We start from the raw sequence: 19,856 nt of genomic DNA, 5'->3' as shown, positions 1-19,856 counted from the left end.
TGGCTCTCCCGTACATAAGGTGATAAATTTTCCTTATATGTGTAGCGATTGGCTTGATTTGAAGAAAACCTAGCTTAATCGCTTAATTAGTTGGGTTTCCTTCGTCAACCCAACCTACAAGCATTACACCGTGGGACTTTGACTTAATTCATAAGACTTTATTATCACCCTAAGTACGGGAGAGCCAGCGCTGTAAGGGTGGAATGTGGGTTATAGCAAACACTTCCCTGGTGAAGCAATCCAGTATCCCAACGGAACGGCATCGAGGAGTTTCAAGCTGTCGCACATCAACACAGGCGAATTGATAGTCCCATTCAAGGGACATTCTTTAGCCGCACAGGATGCACAGTTGGCTTTACAGAAGCTGTAGTTCTAGCATTGATTTCGATGACTGGACTGGTGTTCTAAATGAGCGGAATGATTAGTCCTTCCTTTGCCAAAAACGACCCTTCACAAGCGCTTTGCACCTCGATGGCAATTTCATCGAGCATATCATCGGAATGATTCGGTTCGTGGTGAAAAATCGCCAGTTGTTTAACCTTAGCAGCTTTGGCGAGTTTTACCCCTTCTTGCCAGGTTGAATGTCCCCAACCCACCTTAGGCGACTTGGGATTGTGGTATTCTTGGTCAGTGTACATGGCATCGTAAATCAGGATATCCGCATCACGGGCTAGATGCAGTACATTTTCATCCAAGTGATCCGGATAATGTTCGGTATCGGTGCAGTAGACCGCCGAACGTCCTTGCCATGTTACCCGATAGCCCATTGCCCCGTTGGGATGATTTAGGGGACTGGTTTCAATCGTAATATCCCCTAGGGTCATGGTATCGCCACAGATTAAGTCATAGAATTTCAAATCTGCCTGGATCTCTCGTTTCGGAACCGGGGAATTCAAATGCAATACCCGTTCTTTGAAATGCTGTTGCATTGACACTCCATCCGGTGCAGCGCCATGAATATGCAACAGATTCCCCTCCAAAAAGGCGGGGTCAAAAAAGGGTACGCCTTGAATATGATCCCAGTGATAATGGGTAAAAAACCAATAGGCTTCAATGGGGAGTTGGGGCTTGAGATTCTTACCCAGCATCCGGATACCGGTACCCCCATCAAAAATTAGGCGTTTGTCAGCGATACGCATCTCCACACAGGAGGTGTTACCGCCGTAGCGAATGGTTTCTTTGCCAGGGGAGGGAATACTACCCCGCACGCCCCAGAATTGGACAACGAACTCAGAGGAAGGACTGCTTTCCATCGGAATTTTAAGGCTTTAATGTATGGCACTGACCCTGATGACGCAGTAGGTGATCACATAATACTAAGGCGACCATTGCTTCTACCATAGGCACAGCCCTGGGCAAGACGCAAGGGTCGTGACGCCCTTTGGCTGCTAATATTGTTTCTTCACCTGTACTGGTCACTGTACGCTGTTCTTTTCGTATAGTAGCAGTGGGCTTAAACGCCACTCGCAAAATAATCGATTCTCCGTTTGTGATACCTCCCTGAATGCCGCCAGAACGGTTGGTTGTCGTCCGCACCGTTCCCGTATCATCGAGATAGAATTCATCATTATGTTCAGAACCCGTGAGTAAGGTTCCGGCAAAGCCAGACCCAATCTCAAAGCCTTTGCTAGCGGGTAGAGACATCACCCCTTTGGCGAGATCTGCTTCTAGCTTATCAAAGACGGGTTCTCCTAGTCCTTTTGGCACATTGCGGGCAACACATTCGACTACCCCACCAATGGAATCCCCTTCACGCCGGATTAACTCGATTTTTTCTATCATTCGTTGGGCGCATTCACTATCAGGACAACGGACGATATTACTTTCAACCTGTTCCAGGGTGATGGTGTGGGGATCAACGATGCCTTCCAAATCATGAATGCGTTTAACATAGCCAACGATGTCCACATTGGCAACCTGTTTAAGGATTTTTTTGGCGATCGCACCCGCTGCAACTCGACCAATGGTTTCCCGTGCGGAGGAACGTCCACCGCCCTGCCAATTGCGAATCCCATATTTAGCATCATAGGTGGCATCGGCGTGGGATGGGCGATATTTGACCGCCATCTCTGAGTAATCTTGGGGGCGGGTATCTTTGTTGGGGACAAAGATAGAAATGGAAGTACCCAAGGTTTTTCCTTCAAAGACGCCTGAGAGAATTTCACAGGTATCGGTTTCCTTGCGCGGGGTGGTAATCTTGCTTTGTCCCGGACGCCTGCGATCGAGTTCAAACTGAATCTCTGCGGCGGAAATCTCCAGTTGGGGTGGACATCCATCAATCACCACACCGACACCGCCGCCGTGGGATTCCCCGTAAGTCGTAATCCGAAACAGATGCCCGAAACTATTGCCCATAATGATCGAGATGATGCCATTAAGATTCTTATGTTAGCAACGATTTAGCTGTCTGCGCCCATCCTATACCCTAGCCCTCCTACTGTCCTGTACCCAATCGCTATGGTTCCCACGATTACCACAATTCCGATTCAGCATCTCGCCTCAGGCGATCGCCTTTCTATCCCAGTCTATAAGTTTATTGGCGCTAATCCTGGGAAAAAGGCATACATTCAAGCCAATCTCCATGGTTCAGAAATTGTTGGCAATGCTGTTATTCACCAACTTATTGAATTTTTCAGCCACGTAGAGGACAACCAACTCACTGGAGAAATTTGGCTGGTTCCTGTCTGTAATCCCATCGGCACTAATCAGCGGAATCATTTCTTTGCCACTGGGCGCTTCAATCCCTACGATGGCAAAGATTGGAATCGGATATTTTGGGACTACGAAAAAGAAGAAGAGGATTTAGCTAAGTTTGCTGAAGTTCAGATACATTACTCTCCTGAAGAAATCCGCAAAAATTATTTAGCACGCATTCAAGCTAGCTTTGAACAACACAGGAATAAACTAAATTCTTCTAGCGGACTTCCTTTTAGTGAACGCTATCGCTATCAGCTACAATCCCTTTGTTTAGATGCCAACTATGTGATTGATATTCATAGTTCCACAAATCAGGCGATCGATTATTTGTATTGTTTTCAGAGTCGTGAGGAAAGTGCCAAAGCTTTTCTCTTGGATCGCGGAATTTTAATGAATGAATATGACGGCGATGCCTTTGACGAAGCCTTTATGAAGCCGTGGTTGGCATTGGAGAAGCAATTAGCCGCCTTTGGTAAAGCGATTCAGTTTGATGTTGAGTCTTGGACATTGGAACTGGGTTCAGGGATGGAAATGAATCCCGACTCGGTAAAAAAAGGAGTGCTGGGGATCAAAAATTATCTGGCACAAAAACAACTGCTCGATTGTCCAGATTTGCCCCTAGACAACACCACTGATCAATCGGTTAAGTTTACCATAAAAAGCCAAATTAAGCCGTACTACGCTCCAGTCGGGGGGATGATTCAATCACGAGTTCCGTTGGGCAGTCAAATTCAAGTCGAGCAGCCTTTGTATCAATTACTGAGTTTTAATCGAGAAGGGGATTTACCTCAAATAATTGACGTTCAGGCTGAATCCGATGGTTTGGTGTTTAGCGTTGCTAAGAATTATGCGGTTAATGAAGGCGAGTATGTTTTATCAATTATGTAGATAAAGATAGATGTTGTTGTTCCGTTATTGGTGGGGAGAGCGGGTTTTGTTTTTCCGTTATCGGTGGATAGTTAAATTTAGTGCCTAAACCCGCCCCTACAATTGTGCCTAAACCCGCTCTTTCAGTTAAACAGATGTGCCATAAGTAGGTTGGTGGAAATAAACTCAACCTTATGAAGTTATGTTAAAAAGCCTCAAACCCTTACAAAGGACGAATGACGAAGGACTAATGACGTAGCTTGCTTCTCGCGAAAGCGAGTTCCCCACCGTTAACTTTAATTGTCCCCACCTACTTAGAATTGTATTGAAGCTTCTGTCGCTCGAATATAAATATGGAAGACAGCAACAATTTCACCTTAATTCCCGACGCAGACGCCGTAATGATTCCTCAAGCCCCAGAGGGATTTAAATCTGGCTTTGTCGGTATCATTGGACGCCCGAATGTGGGCAAATCGACGTTAATGAATGAATTGGTGGGGCAGAAAATTGCCATCACCTCCCCCGTCGCCCAAACCACTCGCAACCGCTTGCAGGGGATTCTGACAACAGACAATGCTCAACTGATTTTTGTGGATACGCCAGGAATCCATAAGCCCCATCATCAATTGGGGAAAGTGTTGGTGCAAAATGCTAGGATTGCTATTGAAGCGGTGGATGTAGTGCTGTTTGTCGTGGATGGAGCGACACCCGCAGGAGGAGGCGATCGCTATATTAGTAATCTACTCAGCCAAACCTCAACACCTGTAATTCTGGGCGTTAACAAATCAGATTTACAATCGCCAGGGAAAGGCTTAGATGAAGGGTATCATCAACTGGCAGATCCCCACAATTGGCAGGTGACAAAATTCTCTGCCTTGACGGGTGACGGGTTGGCAACCTTGCAGGAACAGTTAATTGGTCGGCTAGAACCAGGTCCCTATTATTATCCGCCGAACTTAGTCACCGATCAACCCGAACGTTTTATTATGGGAGAATTAATTCGAGAGCAAATTCTGCTGTTGACTCGCCAGGAAGTTCCCCATTCCGTCGCTATTACCATTGATGCTGTTGAGGAAGAACCTAAAATTACCCGCATCCTCGCCACGATTCACGTTGAACGGGAGTCACAAAAAGGAATTTTAATTGGCAAAAAGGGCAGTATGCTGAAAACCATTGGTTCGGCGGCGCGTCAGCAAATTCAAAAGTTAATTGCCGGTAAAGTTTATCTAGAATTATTTGTGAAAGTGCAACCTAAGTGGCGACAATCTCGTCTGAGATTAGCAGAGTTGGGTTATCGGTTGGAGGAATAGTTATTTGGTAAGGATTCAGGGAACAGGTAGAGTAGAGATGTTGCATGCAACGTCTCTACAACTTCTGCATCTCTCCTATCTTCCTCATCTGTACCTTTTTCTTCTGGAAACGGTTTTCAGACATGTTCCTGAAACTTAGGCTAAAATCTATATCATAAAGATAAATCTACGTCAAGCTCAGAGCAGTAGATTTACCGTTCTGAAGCGGGGCAAGTTTTTCTAACGTTTATAGATTCAGGGTGAGGCTGGCAGAGTTTCAGACTCGGCATTCTACAACAGTAATTTAAGGAAGGCGATCGCCATGAAATTCACAATTGTTATACTGACTACAATTCTCACCACAATCGGCATAACGAGTGGAGCAATGGTTCAAGCCAGAACTCCCACTCAAGAATTTTTCGAGCAGGGATGGGAGCAATTAGAGCGAGAAATTCGCACTCTCCAGGAAGACAATCCGGAAGCGGAGGAAAGCCTGCAACAAGAATCTGAAACGGAGCCGCTATTGGATGTGAATCCAACGGCTGGTAGTGAAACCCGTTTAGAGATTGAGGGTATTGAGCCACCGAATTCGCAGCCTGATCCGGTAGATGATTCGCCTGTTAACTAGGGGCTGCTGAATAAGTGTTGTGGTGAGGGGGAGCTGGGGGAGCTGGGGGAGCTGGGGGAGCTGGGGGAGCAAGGGTACATTTTCCCTGAGCAAGGTGATGCCATACTTATGAAGGATGCTACCCGATTTCCTTGAATCAAACCCTGTGTCAATAAAGCTCAAAGTATTGGTGGTTAAGGGTTTCGGAGTTGTGCAGCAAGCCCTAACTAGGTGAAAAAATAGAGGCACGACAATGCCGTACCCCTACCTAAACATTGAAACCAGCAGCGCTAACGCATCGGTGGAGGAACCTCTAACCCCACGCGATCGCGTCCTCCGATTTCTGGGGCTACCATGGATACCATGGGCGGTTTCCCTTCAGCTAACGTCGGTACTGAACCCCGCAACCGGGCAGTTAACTGCTGCGTCGTCGAGTCATACATCTGCGTGATTAGCTTGGGATACAAGCCAATCCCAATAATCGGCACCAGCAAACAAGCAATAATAAACACCTCACGCGGTTCCGCATCCTGCAAAACCTCGTGTTCCACCAGTTCCTTATTCTCAGAACCGTAGAAGATTTCCCGCAGATTGGACAGCAGATAAATCGGCGTCAGAATCACCCCAACGGCGGCTAAAAAGACGACAATCACCTTAAACGTGGAATTGTAGGCATCCGAAGTGGCAAATCCGACAAACACCATTAACTCTGCCACAAACCCACTCATCCCCGGTAACGCCAGAGACGCCATGGAACAAGTCGTCCACATGGCAAAAATCTTCCGCATCTTTTGACCGACACCTCCCATTTCATCCAACATTAGGGTATGGGTGCGGTCGTATGTTGCCCCAACTAAGAAGAACAAACTCGCCCCAATTAAGCCGTGGGACACCATTTGCAACACCGCCCCACTCAAACCCAAGTCGGTAAATGAGCCAATCCCGATTAAAACAAAGCCCATGTGGGAAATCGAGGAATAGGCAATCTTGCGCTTGAGGTTGCGTTGAGCAAAGGAGGTTAATGCCGCATACACGATATTCACCACGCCCAAAATCACCAACACCGGGGCAAAATAGGCATGGGCATCGGGTAACATCCCGGCATTCATGCGAATCAGGGCATATCCACCCATCTTCAACAGAATCCCCGCTAGCAACATGTGAACCGGGGCGGTGGCTTCGCCGTGGGCATCGGGTAACCAAGTATGCAAGGGGAAAATCGGTAACTTGACCCCGTAGGAAATCAGAAACGCCGCATACAGCAACAATTCTAGATTAATCGCATAATCCTTCAGGGCGAGCGATCGCATATCAAAGGTGACAGTATCCCCATAGAATGCCATCGCCAAGGCTGCAATCAAAATAAACAGCGAACCCCCTGCCGTATACAGAATAAACTTCGTCGCTGCATACAGCCGCTTTTTGCCGCCCCAAATCGACAGCAGCAAATACACCGGAATTAACTCCAGTTCCCACGCCAGGAAAAACAACAGCATATCCTGCACCGCAAACACGGCAATTTGACCGCCGTACATTGCCAGCATTAGGAAGTAAAACAGCTTAGGCTTTAGGGTTACGGGCCAAGCCGCCAGGATTGCCAACGTTGTCATAAACCCCGTCAGCAGTACCAACGGCATTGATAAGCCATCCACCCCCACCGACCAATTCAAGTCCAGCGTAGGTACCCAGGCATATTTTTCAACCAGTTGCAGTCCCGGATTGGCAAAGTCATAGTTGATGACAAAGGCACAAACAATCAACGTAAAATCAATTAGCCCAACAATCAGGGCATACCAGCGTTCCCATACACCATTCTTCTCCGGCAATAAAGGAATGCCCACAGAAGCGACGATGGGAAACAGAATAATTACGGTTAACCAAGGAAAATCAGTCATTGGTCATTAGTCATTAGTCATTGGTCATTGGTCATTGGTTATTCGTCATTAGTCATTGGTCATTAGCCATTCGTCATCAAGTGAACTAACTCTGAACGAATGACAACAGAGACACAATTTGCCACAGGATAGAACAAAGGACAAATGACAAATGACACATTCTTAAGACAACCCAGAAACAATCACAAAACCGAGAACTGCCCCAAAAATAATCAGCGCATAGAATTGGGCGCGACCGTTTTCGAGATATTTCAGTCCTTCACCACTGATCAGGGTAACTAAACCGGTTAAATTAACCGCACCATCCACCACACGGTAGTCTACTTCCATCACTTGGCGGGCTAGGCGACGGCTTCCCTGGACGAACAGCCGATTATAGATATCATCGAAATACCACTTGTTGAGGGAAAACTTGTAAAGCGATGTAAAGTTTTTCGCGATCGCACTTGGATCAATTTGACCCATCCGGTACATCAGCGACGCTACGGTAATGCCAATTAGGGCAATCCCCACTGAGGAACCCGCCATCACCAGAAACTCACTCCAGTTAAACGCCGCTTCATGACTCACTACTTCCGCCACAGTTTCCCCGGGGGTGTGGATGAATTCCTCAAAGTAGTTGTCAAAGGGCATTCCCACCAAACCAATCAGGGTTGAGGGGACAGCCAGTAACAGTAAAGGTAAGGTCATGGTTAAGGGTGATTCATGGGGAGACTCACTATGCCCATGATCATGATCCTCAGCCTCTAATTCCCGCCTATCCATGGCACCGGGTCCAAACGCAGGTACGGGTTCAGCCACAGCCCCTTTAATTTGTTCCTTAATACTGGTGATATTCCCCCGGAAATCGCCCTCAAAGGTCATGAAATACATGCGGAACATATAGAAGGCAGTCAGTCCAGCCGTTAGCCAACCGACAACCCACAGTCCTGGAGACGCAGCAAAGGCATTGCCTAAGATTTCATCCTTTGACCAAAACCCGGCAAAGGGAGGAATCCCACAAATTGCCAGGGTGCCAATTAGAAAGGTTAGGGACGTAATTGGCATATACTTCCGCAATCCCCCCATCAGCCGCATATCCTGGGCTAAATCCGGATCATGACCCACCACGGCTTCCATGCCATGAATCACGGAACCGGAACAGAGGAAGAGCATGGCTTTAAAATAAGCGTGGGTCATCAGGTGGAATAACCCGGCACTGTAGGCGCCAATCCCCATTGCCATGACCATGTAGCCCAACTGGGAGATTGTGGAATAGGCAAGACCCTTTTTGATGTCATTTTGGGTCAGGGCGATGGTTGCTCCTAAAAAGGCAGTAAATCCGCCTGTCCAGGCAATCACCGTCATCGCCACGGGGATATTTTCAAACACGGGGTACATACGGGCAATCAGAAATACCCCAGCCGCCACCATTGTCGCGGCGTGAATCAGTGCCGAAATTGGGGTAGGACCTTCCATCGCGTCAGGAAGCCAAACGTGCAAGGGAAATTGAGCAGATTTGGCAACGGGTCCTAAAAAGACTAATACAGCAAACAGGGCGGCGAGTCCGCTGCTAATATAACCGGATTCGACAAAGGCTTCTAAGTGGGCGCCCATGACATCAAACTCAAAGCTACCGGTTGCCCAGTACAGCCCCAGGATACCCAAAAGGAGACCAAAGTCCCCCACCCGGTTAACCACAAAGGCTTTTTGACAAGCATCGGCGGCAGCTTTGCGATCGTACCAGAATCCGATGAGTAGGTACGAACACATGCCCACCAGTTCCCAGAAAATATAAACCTGTATCAGGTTGGGACTAATCACCAGACCCAACATTGAGGAACTAAACAGGCTCAAATAGGCATAGAAGCGCACATAACCGGAGTCGTGTGCCATGTAGCCGTCGGTATACACCATGACCAGAAAGGCGACGGTAGTAACGACTACTAGCATCAACGCCGTTAAGTTGTCGATGGTGTACCCCATCATCAGGTGAAAATTCCCCGCTGCCGCCCATTCCAGGGTACGGGTAAACGGTTCATGTCCGTGAAATTGACTCCAGAAGATGGCAAACGACAGCACCATCGCCGCCCCCAGCAGGGAGACGACGAACACGGAGGATAACTGTCGTAGCTGATTCGTGGTTTTGTTGAATGAGATAAGCCCTAAGCCGACTAGCATTGCCCCTGCCAAGGGCAAGACCGGGATCAACCAGGCATATTGATAAAGCGGTTCCATGGAAGACAGCTTACTTTAGATTTCTTTACTATTTTGACAAACCGTTAACAACTGTGACATATACCTATACAAAAAGAAAGTTGGCTCGGTGTGAGCCAACCTCAAGTAGAAATACTTATTTTATAAGAAAACTCATGGGTTGATTAATTTTGCTGATATTGACACTCTTCCTACTTATTCGTTAACAATAAGCTAAAAAGCAGATTCCGTAAGCCTTACAGCCCTTTGCCCTCTGCCTCCTGCCCTCTGCCCTCTGCCTTTATAGACTAAGCGGCTGATTGAGTGGCACTCTCTAAGGCGGTATGAGTTAAACCTTGCCCAATGGATGCTGAAAACTGCGATTGATTGTTCCCGATCAGATTTTGAATCGCCAAGCGCAAGTCATCTCGTCCTTGAAAGCCTTCCAATCGCCCCACTAACTGACCGTTTTCAAATAAGAGCAAGGTGGGTAAAGATTTGAGTTGATAGGTACTGGCAAGCCTGAGACTGTTATCCGCATTCACCCGCACCACTTCAATCCGATCGCTCCATTCCTGCTGTACGTCCTCCAACATTGGCTGGATTAGGCGACATAGCCCACACCAAGGTGCCCAAAAATCAACCAGAACCATCTTAGAGTTTTCTAAAACGTATTGCTTAAACGTCTGCTCGTTCACCGACAACACCATGATCCCTCGAATTCTATTGGATTTTTACTCGCTTCCTTGGGATCATGCTACATCGAATTGGGATTATTTGAACAATAAATCCAATAATTTTACCAATTTATTTGGGCAGTTGCTCGCATAAGTAGGGGATGCGCCCACCACAACAAGCCGACAAAGCCGATTACACCTAGATAGGCAGGACGGATAAATTCTTCCCATTTCAGGGTTTGACGTCCCTGAATCACGGCAAGGAAGGGAAAAACGGAGGTGCGTTCTTTGACAGACTCAAAGGCATCGCCATAGCGCTTGGAGAGCCGTTGATCCCCATGCCAAACGCCAAAACAATGGTGCAAAATTAATCCCACCGAGGTGAGTAGAGTGAAGCTGGTGCCAATCCAGAGGGTGTGAGCAATACACCAAATTACCTGTCCCACCATTTGCGGATGTCGGGTAATCCGAATGATTCCGGTTTCGTAGAGATGAACTTGGGGTTTCTGGATGGCGGCGATTTCTAACAGGTTGAATGTGGCGGGGTAGAGAAACAAAAAAGAAACTGCTGAAAGCCACCAGACTAAGGGTTTGATCCCCGGAATTCCCTGCACCCGCCACAATTGAATCCCATCGTAGCGGTGGTTGAAAAAGTAAATAATTAATACAACAGCAAGAGATAGGCTAACCAGAGCAAATAAAATTCGATAGAACCTCGCGCCAATCTGTTGTTCAGCCCAAGGTCGTAGTGCAGCTAGACCACTATGCGCGATCGCAAAGCTCAAAAGCAGTCCAGCCATTACCCAATGACTGAATGTCACGTTAGTCCAGACCCCCATAAATCCTGATGTCGATTCGTTGCCCAATTCATCCTAGCAAGAATACTCAAGGACTTGATCCCGTGTTGTGTTACTGTCGATTTCAGGCACAGGTTTACACGTTCGTTTTTGGCAATTCCTACTATCGTTGACGTTAAATCCCATCTTCAACCCCCCTGGGATTGCCTGTTATTGCTCCTTTTTTGATGGTTTAGCTCCTATGTCTGACCTTCCTTTCACTCTCGATCAACTCCGCATTCTCAAAGCAATCGCTTCTGAGGGGAGTTTTAAACGTGCGGCGGATAGTTTGTACGTTTCCCAACCGGCTGTGAGTTTACAAGTGCAAAACTTGGAACGACAGCTTGATGTCCCCTTATTTGACCGAGGCGGGCGTCGCGCTCAATTGACAGAAGCCGGACACTTACTCCTAAGCTACGGTGAAAAAATTCTCACCCTTTGTCAGGAAACCTGTCGGGCGATTGAGGATTTACAAAATCTCCAGGGTGGGACGCTGATTGTAGGCGCGTCTCAAACCACGGGAACCTATCTCTTACCTCGGATGATTGGCTTGTTTCGACAGAAGTATCCCGATGTGTCGGTACAATTACAAGTTCACTCGACGCGCCGTACTTCTTGGTCTGTTTCCAATGGACAGGTAGATTTAGCCATCATTGGCGGTGAAGTCCCCACGGAACTTCAAGAAACTTTACATATTATGCCTTACTCGGAAGACGAGTTGGCGCTAATTTTACCTGTCTTTCACCCCCTGGCAAAAGTGGGAACTGTGCATAAGGAGGATTTGTATAAGTTACAATTTATTGCGCTCGACTCCCAATCCACGATTCGTAAGGTAATCGACCAGGTTCTCACGCGCTGTGATATTGATACCCGCCGCCTGAAGATTGAGATGGAACTCAACTCAATTGAGGCAATTAAAAACGCCGTGCAATCGGGATTGGGTGCAGCGTTTGTGTCTATTTCAGCCATCGAAAAAGAATTGCAAATGGGTGTTTTACATCGAGCAACGATAGAAGGCGTCGTGGTGAAGCGAACGCTGTCTTTAATCGTCAATCCCCATCGCTACCGTTCCAAAGCTGCCGAAGCCTTCAGCCGGGAAATTTTGCCCCAGTTTGCGCCTCCAGGATGGGAAGAAAAACCACCTGCCTCGCCGCCAATAACTGCTCCTAAATTGAATTCGGCATCATCTCAACCGGCGTCGTCTCAACCGACAGGTTAAGGACAATTGCACGAAAGGTTTTCGGTTGAAATTGCCTGAGTGTAGAGGTGTGAGAGTGTAGGAGTAAGAGTGAGCTACCTGTAGGGGTACGACATGTCGTGCCTCTACTAGGGAATGAATTGCCTAATGGGGAGAAATGCTGGCTGGCAATAGTGGGAAATTTGGCTCGATGTTTAGCCGTTAAATTAAAAGATTATAAATAATCCTAAATTGCAAGCAGCCAGACGACAACAAATTCAAAATTGTTGAATAAAATAAAAGGCTAAAGACGCCGAACGGCAACAGCTTGTTCAAGGATATGAATAACGCGATTCCGAGGAAAAACATACCCCATTTTGTTTGGCGATCGCGTATAGTTTTAAAACAGTATCTTATCTCCCGATAAAATCTAAGGGCGATCAGATCGCAACTAATCGTAGCGTTGCCCTAGCAAAGGCGCTATATCCAAACCTAGCATGGTATTTATACCAAATTCCAAGATATAACTTTCCCTCCCCCTACTTCCCCAGCTTCCCCAGCTTCCCCTCACCACAACCCTTATTCAGCAGACCCTATTTAGGCAGTTTTGGTATGCCCGTTGTACATACTGTGAGCAAAGTCCAAGCGCAAATCGCCACTGTCGTGCCGTTGCTCATTCAACGGAGTTAATGGTTTCAGGGGCATCCAAACCCACTCAACCACCTCCTTGATCACTCCGCACCCCGTAGGCGAGTGGGGTATTCCGGAGGCTTGGATTAAAACAAATCCCGCAGGGGGCTGCGTTTTATGCTACCCTGCTAGAGCAGAAATCAAAAAAGCAGCAACGAGAGCGATCGCCAATGTGCCAGCGTTATTGTCTGTCATAAGCCGCCCTGTCCAATCACCCCGTATTATATAGGATTACCGTGTACTCTATAAAATCGCCAACATGGAGCTTGATATTCAGTCGGGATAATCACTTAAAGTTGAGAGAAAAACACACATTTTTAGCTAGAAGCGGTAGTCTATCTAGGAAAAGGTGAGAGGAGTAAGGTTGTGGAAGTTGTCAAAGAGTACGTCCAGCGGTGGTACGAAAGTGGATTAGCGCCCGACGAATATGTTTGCCATCAAAAGCAAGGGAATTTAGTCGAGATAGAATCAGTCGCCACAGGAAAGCGTCAGACGGTTCTCACGTTCTGTACGAATGATGTCTTGGGTCTGGTTCAGAACGAGGCGGTTCGCCAAGCAGCGGTTGATGCTATTTTTCAATACGGTACGTCCAACAGTTCAACCTCAGTCCTCAGTGGTCGCATCGATTTGCATCGGCAGCTTGAGCAAGAGATTTCGGAGTTTAAGCACCTACCCCATACCCAACTCTTTTTGAATGCGTGGATGGCGATGCAAGCCCTGATGGATGCGTTCTGCCATTTGGCTATTCCCGTTCCTGGCTTTCAGCATACCCGTGAGACATTAATTTTGACTGATGTCCTCAACCATGGCTGTATTCTCTCAGCCGTCGTCAACGCGGGAACTCGTTCTGGAAAGTTATTTGGTCATAGTCCGCGTGTGCGGGTGAGAGCCTATCGCCACTGTGATGCTGAGGACTTAGCCCGTAAACTGCGTCGTTATGCTCGCCCTCATGATCGGATTATGGTGATTTCCGATGCGGTGTTTTCCATGGATGGGGATATTGCCCCCCTCCCCGATATGATCGAGGTGCTGCGACATTACGAAGGCAGTGTCTTGGTGATGGATGAAGCTCATGCTAGTGGAGCGATTGGGGCGACGGGTGGCGGTATCTACGAACATTTTGGCATCCTACCCCAATACGCGATTGAGCAGGGTGTTGTGCCGTTGATTATGACCACATTCTCCAAGTTTGCCGCATCAGCAGGGGCGGCAATTAGCAGCCATGTGGCGGAATTGATTCCCCTGTTAAATGTTTCTCCCACGTCGATTGGTACGGTTTCCTTGTCACCACCTCTGACAGCCGCCGCCTTGGAAAGCGTTCGTCAGGTGCGCCGTCATCCCGACATGGTGAAAAAGCTTCAGGCAAATACTCGCTACTTGCGATCGCGCTTAGTCGAAGCCGGATTTGATGCCATTGGTGAAACGAACGTGATCCCGGTTATTTTACCCTCAGAAATTAATCCGAAATTATTTGGTCAGTACATGTTAGAGAATCATGGCATTTGGGTATCACCCATCTGGTTTATTGCCAAACCCCGTATCCGAATGACGGCAAATGCTCTGCATACTAAGGAGGAGATGGATAAATTAGTCGCCGCCATGGTAGCAACACGAGATTTTTTGTATAAACCCATGATCAGCGCCTAACTCGTCCTGGGTTATTGGTTATTTGACGAATGACAAATGACAAATGACAAAATTCGCACTGTAGCCACTCCAGCCGACCAGGACTTGTTTCTGGATGTACCTGCACGAGTCTATGGGAATGACCCTAATTGGGTGCCACCCCTGCGTAGCGATGTAGCGAAGCAATTTGCCCCCGATAATCCCTTTTTTGGCTACGGCAAATTACAGCAATTTATTGCTATGGATTCGTCCCACCCTTCCCAGGCGGTGGGGCGAATTGTGGCGGCGGTGAATCAACGGTTAATTGAACGAGAGGGGAAAACGGTTGGTTTAGTTGGGTTTTTTGAATGTGTCCAAGATTTCGCGATCGCACAATCTCTGCTGAATGCGGCGTGTCAGTGGTTGCGCGAACAAGGGATGACTGTGGCGCGGGGACCGATTGATTTATCGACCCACAATAATTGTTTATTTTTGGTCGATGGCTTTGATACACCACCCATGGTGATGATGCCCTATAATCCCCCCTACTATCCCGAATTTTTGGAAAAAGATGGCTGGCAGAAAGCGAAGGATGCTTATGCTTATGATTTTCCCCTCGATAAGCCCTTATCGGATAAGTTTAAAAAAGCTTATCAGATTGCCTGTAAATCGGGTATCACGTTTCGTCCGATTAGAACTAAAGGCGAAGGATTTGAACAGGATTGTATCAGCCTTTATCATCTTTTTAACCGTGCCTTTGCTAATAATTGGAGTTCGGCGCCGAGAACCGAAGAAGAATTTCTAGAAGAAGCCAAGTCATTACAGAGTTTAGTTGATCCAGATGTTTTTCCCATTGCCGAAGACAAGGGTGAAATGATCGGCTTTTTTATGGGATTACCGGACTATAATATTCCCCTAAAACAGGTTAATGGGAAACTCAACTGGCTGGGAATTCTCAAGTTTCTTTGGTATCGTCGCCAGATTGACCAAGGACGGGTGATTGCGATTGCTTCATTGCCAGAATATCGCCGCAAAATGGTGCCGTTGGCGTTAATTTATTTGGGAATGCAAGGGGGGATTAAGAAAGGTAAGCCCTATAAGCGGGCAGAATTAGGTTGGGTTTGGGAAGATAATTTTCCGTCTCGTAAGTTGATTGAAGCGTCGGGGGGGACAATTTATAAAACGTATCGAATTTATGAAAAAACGCTGTAGTGGCGTGGCACAGCTAAAATTGTGGAATAGGTCGTAGGTTGGGTTGACGCCAGGAAACCAACAGAATATAGGGCTAAAGCCCTTACTACGAACCTAAGCTAATCTATCAAATGAGGTAAATCATGCCACTACTGGCGTGGCACAGTTTATTTGATGAATTAGGATCACGCCCCGAAACCGTAGGGGCGCATGGCGTGCGCCCGATTCAATGGTAAAATCTATTCCACAATTTTAGCTGTGTCAGTCCACTACAATTAAAACAGTTAATAATAGTGAGTTAGACGGTGACAACAACATCAACAACAGAACAACCACAAGTTCGCGCTGAACCAATCGTTACACTCAGAGGGGTTAGCTGGCAAACGTATCAAGCCTTAATGCACGATGTAGGAGATAATCGGGCTTGGAGGATAGCTTATGACCAGGGAATATTAGAAATCCGGATGCCACTACCCAAACACGAAGAACCTAAACGATTGCTAGAGAGTTTTATTGAAGTTGTAGTAGACGAACTCGGCATTGAGTTGAGAAGTCTTGGTGCTTTAACATTGGAACGGGAGGACTTAACCCGTGCTGTTGAACCTGACACCTGTTTTTACATTCAAAATGAAAGTAGGGTTAGAGGTCAAGACAAAATTAATCTACCCGATGACCCACCGCCTGATTTAGTAGTTGAGTCCGATTATAAAAATTCTTCCATCAATAAATTTAAACTCTATGCCGAGCTTGGTGTTCCAGAACTTTGGCGATATCGCCAGAATAGGCTTGAGGTTTATCAACTGATAGAGGGACAATACGAAAAAACTCAGCAAAGTCCGACATTTTCATTTCTACCCATTGCTGAGATTCCTGGATTAATTGAGCAGAGTAAGACAATGGGACAACGAGCGGTAGTGCGTTTATTTCGCCAGCGAATTCGAGAAATTTTGGCAAATCAAAGTTCGGATTAAGAGGAATAGCACTAACGCCCCTAGTTTTTCACCGGAAGTCTAGAAACCTACGTCGGGGCGGGCGCGAGTCAGGGGTACACGTCAACCCAAGTATAAACAAGTAACTATGACCCTAGCAACTAAACCACTCACCCTAGCTGACTTTCTCAAACTTCCCGAAACCCAACCTGCTAGCGAATTTATCGACGGTAAAATCTATCAAAAACCCATGCCACAAGGGAAACACAGCACACTACAAATATGCCTCGCCAACACAATAAACAAGGTGGGATTTCCTGAAAAAATCGCTTACGCTTTCCCCGAATTACGCTGCACGTTTAGCGGACGCTCTATTGTGCCAGATGTTGCCGTCTTTCAATGGGATAGAATTCCCTTCGATGCTGATGGAGAAGTGGCAAACGTATTTGAATGTCCTCCAGATTGGACAATTGAAATCCTCTCACCAGACCAGTCACAAACCAAGGTAACAGATAATATTTTATTCTGTCTCAGACATCAAACCAGGTTGGGGTGGTTGATTGACCCCAATGAGAAAGCCGTAATCTGTTTTTATCCCAATCAATTACCAGAAATTATCCGACAATCAGAGGATAGGCTACCTGTGCCAGATTTCCTCAATCTACAGCTAACTGTTGAACAGGTATTCTCCTGGTTGAAACTGGGACAGCGTTTGTAAATCACAGGTGTGCGATCGCGAAAATTACTTGGCGCCAATTTCCACAGTATTGTTCATTAATATACTACAAGTTTTGTGATTGGTGGGTTACGGCGGACACCGAATTAAACGGTGATTTTTGAATTGAATTACCGCCTAACCCACCCTACCTGGTATTATATTTTATTGCTCAAGGCTTTAACTTATGCTTGTATCAACATGATTGTCACGCCCAGCTTAGGCAGGGACTACAATTGAATCAAGGTATCAAGGGCAGTTCACTATGACAACAGCAACACCAACGCCTCAATCCCAGAAAAGGGGCGCTGAACCAGTCGTTACCTTAAAAGGCGTTAGCTGGCAAACCTTTAAGACATTACTGGCGGAAATTGGCGAAGACCGAGCCTGTAGAATGGCTTATGATCAGGGAGTATTAGAAATTAGAATGCCACTGGAAGACCATGAAGAACCCAAACGACTGCTTGAAGACTTTGTGACAGCCATAGTCGATGAATTGGGTATCGAACTTAGAAGTCTAGGTTCATTAAGCTTGAAGCGCGACGATTTAACTCGTTTTATTGAGCCGGATAGCTGCTTCTATATCCAAAATGAATCACGAGTCCGAGGTAGACGAATCAATCTGGAAATTGATCCACCGCCTGATTTAGCGATTGAGTCAGATTATACCAGTTCCTCTGTTGATAAACAATCTATTTATGCGGCGTTGGGTGTTCCGGAATTGTGGAGATATACTCGTCAAACGCTCCAGGTTTATCAATTAGTCGAAGGAGAATATGAACAGAGAGAACAAAGCATGACGTTTCCCTTTTTACCTGTAACCGAGATTCCCGGTTTTATTGAACAAAGTAATACCCAAGGGCAGCGAACAGCCGTGCGGTTGTTTCGTCAACGAATTCGAGAACTTTTACACAATCAATAGAAAATCTGCCCGGAGCCCGGAGATCCCGGAGAGATCCCGGAGTTCAAACTCCGGGCTAAGAGCTTAAACCCGTTGAAACGGGTTCAAAGGTTTACCCAGTAAGCTTTAGCTTACTTTAGCTTTCAGCCGGAAATTTATTTCCTGGCTATGCTTAAAATTTGAATAGAGTCAGCAAGCCTGAAAATCAGCCCGGAGTTCAAACTCCGGTCAATTTAGTCGAGTAGAATTCTTATCCAGTCAGCTAAAGCTGACTTGAGCTTTTGGTTCCTTGGGTTTGAATCAAAGGCTGGTTAACACTAAAAGCCAGGAGGTGTGGATGAAAGCCCTAGTCACCGGAGCAAATGGATTTACCGGTTCTCATTTAGTTAAAGCATTAGAACAACGGGGGGATAGCGTTGTCGGTTTCGTCCGCAAGTCTAGCAACCTTCAGCGTCTGTCAGATTGCCAAATTCAACTGGTTTACGGCGATATTAGCGATCGCGACGCCCTAAAAACAGCTATGACTGGGGTAGACTGGGTATTTCACACCGCCGCGTATGTGGAATTAGGACTCGTGGATGCCAAGAAAATGGAACGGGTGAATGTGGAGGGAACCCGCGCTGTTTTAGAGGTGGCTCAAGCGGTTGGTGTATCTAAACTCGTCTACTGTAGCACTATTGGCGTTTTTGGTGACACCAAAGGTCAAGTCGTGAATGAAACCTTCCAACGCCAGCAAACCGACTTTTCTAGCGCTTATGACAGCACCAAATACCAAGCCCAACAAATTGTAGACCAATTTGCCACCCAAGGATTACCCGTGGTGAGTATTCTCCCGTCTGGTATCTTTGGTGCAGATGACCCCCATTTTGGTCCCGTACTCAAGCAATTTCTCAAAGGCGGCTTAAAAGTATGGGCGGGGGGCGATCGCATTACCGGAATTGTCCACGTTGATGACTTAGCCAGCGCCATGATTCTGGCGGCACAAAAGGGTCAACCGGGCGAAAAATATATCATTTCGGCGGGGGATCTGTCTACCCGTGACATGTTCAGCCTGCTGAGTCAAGACACTGGAATTCCGGTTCCGGCGGAAGCCCCCAAACCCTTGGTGAGACTCGCCGGAAACCTCCTTGACCCCATCGGGCGGCTGTTGAATTGGCAACCGCCTCTGAGTCGGGAACGGGTTCATTACGTCTATGATCGGTGCGTGCGCGTTGATGCAACCAAAGCCCGTCAAGACTTAGGCTGGAATCCGCGATCGGTATCGCAAACCCTCAGCGAGATTGTCAGGATTATGAAAACTCAATCCTAGATGGGTAGATGGGTAGGGTACTGTAGGTGCTGGTTGGCTGAAGATAAGGAAGATTTATCCTTTTTTCGGCGCAACGCACCGTTATAATCAGGTTTGAGGTTAACCGACAAATTTGGATGGGGATTAGGGCGGGTTTCGTTGTTAAGTTTGAGGTAGGTTAGTTCATTTAATTCCTAAAGAAAGCCCCTACACCTTTTGGGTGCGATCGCGCTTTGAAATCAAATAGGTTTTCCGGTCTGATTTCCGGTTAATCTATCTATCGGATATTGAGAGAAAAATCTAATGTAGGGGCGGGT

16 protein-coding genes are annotated in these 19,856 nt (G+C 46.9%); 10 read left to right on the top strand and 6 right to left on the bottom strand.

Features of this window, described 5'->3' with window-relative positions:
* Positions 1–404 precede the first annotated feature (404 nt).
* Entirely contained in the window at positions 405–1,253 is an 849-nt protein-coding gene (locus RID53_RS15365; RefSeq protein ID WP_446388936.1) for an MBL fold metallo-hydrolase, read from the bottom strand.
* A 7-nt stretch (positions 1,254–1,260) separates the two neighbouring features.
* Entirely contained in the window at positions 1,261–2,355 is a 1,095-nt protein-coding gene (gene aroC, locus RID53_RS15360) for a chorismate synthase (protein WP_006099301.1), read from the bottom strand.
* 102 nt (positions 2,356–2,457) lie between these two features.
* Here aroC and RID53_RS15355 point away from each other — a divergent pair, with 102 nt between their 5' ends.
* From RID53_RS15355 to RID53_RS15345, 3 genes are all read left to right on the top strand, one after another.
* The gene (locus RID53_RS15355; RefSeq protein ID WP_446388935.1) at positions 2,458–3,585 is read left to right on the top strand and encodes a M14 family zinc carboxypeptidase; all 1,128 of its coding nucleotides are present in this window, start codon (positions 2,458–2,460) and stop codon (positions 3,583–3,585) included.
* Positions 3,586–3,917: 332 nt separating this feature from the next.
* Positions 3,918–4,874, top strand: a complete 957-nt coding sequence (gene era / locus RID53_RS15350; RefSeq protein ID WP_446388934.1) for a GTPase Era — start codon at positions 3,918–3,920, stop codon at positions 4,872–4,874.
* Between the two features lie 301 nt (positions 4,875–5,175).
* On the top strand, positions 5,176–5,481 hold the full coding sequence (locus RID53_RS15345) for a hypothetical protein (protein WP_446388933.1): 306 nt from the start codon (positions 5,176–5,178) through the stop codon (positions 5,479–5,481).
* Between the two features lie 269 nt (positions 5,482–5,750).
* Here RID53_RS15345 and RID53_RS15340 read toward each other — a convergent pair whose 3' ends face one another.
* The 4 genes from RID53_RS15340 to RID53_RS15325 all read right to left on the bottom strand — a co-directional run bounded on the left by RID53_RS15340 (position 5,751) and on the right by RID53_RS15325 (position 11,007).
* Positions 5,751–7,355: an NAD(P)H-quinone oxidoreductase subunit 4 gene (locus tag RID53_RS15340; RefSeq protein WP_446388932.1), complete on the bottom strand. Its 1,605-nt coding sequence runs from the start codon at positions 7,353–7,355 to the stop codon at positions 5,751–5,753.
* A gap of 162 nt (positions 7,356–7,517) precedes the next feature.
* On the bottom strand, positions 7,518–9,572 hold the full coding sequence (locus RID53_RS15335; protein ID WP_446388931.1) for an NAD(P)H-quinone oxidoreductase subunit 5: 2,055 nt from the start codon (positions 9,570–9,572) through the stop codon (positions 7,518–7,520).
* Between the two features lie 266 nt (positions 9,573–9,838).
* The gene (trxA, locus tag RID53_RS15330) at positions 9,839–10,240 is read right to left on the bottom strand and encodes a thioredoxin (RefSeq protein WP_446388930.1); all 402 of its coding nucleotides are present in this window, start codon (positions 10,238–10,240) and stop codon (positions 9,839–9,841) included.
* 89 nt (positions 10,241–10,329) lie between these two features.
* Complete coding sequence (locus RID53_RS15325; RefSeq protein WP_446388929.1) at positions 10,330–11,007, bottom strand: NnrU family protein; 678 nt, start codon at positions 11,005–11,007, stop codon at positions 10,330–10,332.
* Positions 11,008–11,245: 238 nt separating this feature from the next.
* On the opposite strand from RID53_RS15325, the gene RID53_RS15320 reads away from it, so the two are divergent.
* The 7 genes from RID53_RS15320 (at position 11,246) to RID53_RS15290 (ending at position 19,560) form a co-directional block, all read left to right on the top strand.
* On the top strand, positions 11,246–12,262 hold the full coding sequence (locus RID53_RS15320) for a LysR substrate-binding domain-containing protein (RefSeq protein ID WP_446388928.1): 1,017 nt from the start codon (positions 11,246–11,248) through the stop codon (positions 12,260–12,262).
* A gap of 1,014 nt (positions 12,263–13,276) precedes the next feature.
* Positions 13,277–14,557 (top strand): aminotransferase class I/II-fold pyridoxal phosphate-dependent enzyme, encoded by a 1,281-nt coding sequence (locus RID53_RS15315; RefSeq protein ID WP_446388927.1) that lies wholly within the window; start codon positions 13,277–13,279, stop codon positions 14,555–14,557.
* A gap of 36 nt (positions 14,558–14,593) precedes the next feature.
* Positions 14,594–15,727 carry a hypothetical protein gene (locus RID53_RS15310; protein WP_446388926.1) on the top strand — a complete coding sequence of 378 codons (1,134 nt, stop codon included), beginning with the start codon at positions 14,594–14,596 and terminating at the stop codon, positions 15,725–15,727.
* 284 nt (positions 15,728–16,011) lie between these two features.
* Positions 16,012–16,677, top strand: a complete 666-nt coding sequence (locus tag RID53_RS15305; RefSeq protein WP_446388925.1) for a Uma2 family endonuclease — start codon at positions 16,012–16,014, stop codon at positions 16,675–16,677.
* A gap of 106 nt (positions 16,678–16,783) precedes the next feature.
* Positions 16,784–17,353, top strand: a complete 570-nt coding sequence (locus RID53_RS15300; protein ID WP_446388924.1) for a Uma2 family endonuclease — start codon at positions 16,784–16,786, stop codon at positions 17,351–17,353.
* A 262-nt stretch (positions 17,354–17,615) separates the two neighbouring features.
* Positions 17,616–18,272, top strand: coding sequence for a Uma2 family endonuclease (locus tag RID53_RS15295; protein ID WP_446388923.1), 657 nt, complete (start codon positions 17,616–17,618; stop codon positions 18,270–18,272).
* Between the two features lie 316 nt (positions 18,273–18,588).
* Positions 18,589–19,560: an NAD-dependent epimerase/dehydratase family protein gene (locus tag RID53_RS15290; RefSeq protein WP_446388922.1), complete on the top strand. Its 972-nt coding sequence runs from the start codon at positions 18,589–18,591 to the stop codon at positions 19,558–19,560.
* Positions 19,561–19,856 lie beyond the last annotated feature (296 nt).

This window comes from Coleofasciculus sp. B1-GNL1-01, assembly GCF_040220235.1.
Lineage (GTDB): Bacteria > Cyanobacteriota > Cyanobacteriia > Cyanobacteriales > Coleofasciculaceae > Coleofasciculus.
The sequence above is the reverse complement of the archived record's forward strand: the minus strand, read 5'-3'. Positions and strand labels throughout refer to the sequence as shown.

Bases quoted from the DNA above. Each gene is read 5' to 3' on its own strand.
- era (WP_446388934.1), top strand. From the start codon at position 3,918: ATGGAAGACAGCAACAATTTCACCTTAATTCCCGACGCAGACGCCGTA.
- RID53_RS15325 (WP_446388929.1), bottom strand. From the start codon at position 11,007: ATGGCTGGACTGCTTTTGAGCTTTGCGATCGCGCATAGTGGTCTAGCT.
- RID53_RS15335 (WP_446388931.1), bottom strand. From the start codon at position 9,572: ATGGAACCGCTTTATCAATATGCCTGGTTGATCCCGGTCTTGCCCTTG.
- RID53_RS15355 (WP_446388935.1), top strand. From the start codon at position 2,458: ATGGTTCCCACGATTACCACAATTCCGATTCAGCATCTCGCCTCAGGC.
- RID53_RS15320 (WP_446388928.1), top strand. From the start codon at position 11,246: ATGTCTGACCTTCCTTTCACTCTCGATCAACTCCGCATTCTCAAAGCA.
- RID53_RS15310 (WP_446388926.1), top strand. From the start codon at position 14,594: ATGACAAATGACAAAATTCGCACTGTAGCCACTCCAGCCGACCAGGAC.
- RID53_RS15365 (WP_446388936.1), bottom strand. From the start codon at position 1,253: ATGGAAAGCAGTCCTTCCTCTGAGTTCGTTGTCCAATTCTGGGGCGTG.
- aroC (WP_006099301.1), bottom strand. From the start codon at position 2,355: ATGGGCAATAGTTTCGGGCATCTGTTTCGGATTACGACTTACGGGGAA.
- RID53_RS15295 (WP_446388923.1), top strand. From the start codon at position 17,616: ATGACAACAGCAACACCAACGCCTCAATCCCAGAAAAGGGGCGCTGAA.
- RID53_RS15345 (WP_446388933.1), top strand. From the start codon at position 5,176: ATGAAATTCACAATTGTTATACTGACTACAATTCTCACCACAATCGGC.
- RID53_RS15340 (WP_446388932.1), bottom strand. From the start codon at position 7,355: ATGACTGATTTTCCTTGGTTAACCGTAATTATTCTGTTTCCCATCGTC.
- RID53_RS15290 (WP_446388922.1), top strand. From the start codon at position 18,589: ATGAAAGCCCTAGTCACCGGAGCAAATGGATTTACCGGTTCTCATTTA.
- trxA (WP_446388930.1), bottom strand. From the start codon at position 10,240: ATGGTGTTGTCGGTGAACGAGCAGACGTTTAAGCAATACGTTTTAGAA.
- RID53_RS15300 (WP_446388924.1), top strand. From the start codon at position 16,784: ATGACCCTAGCAACTAAACCACTCACCCTAGCTGACTTTCTCAAACTT.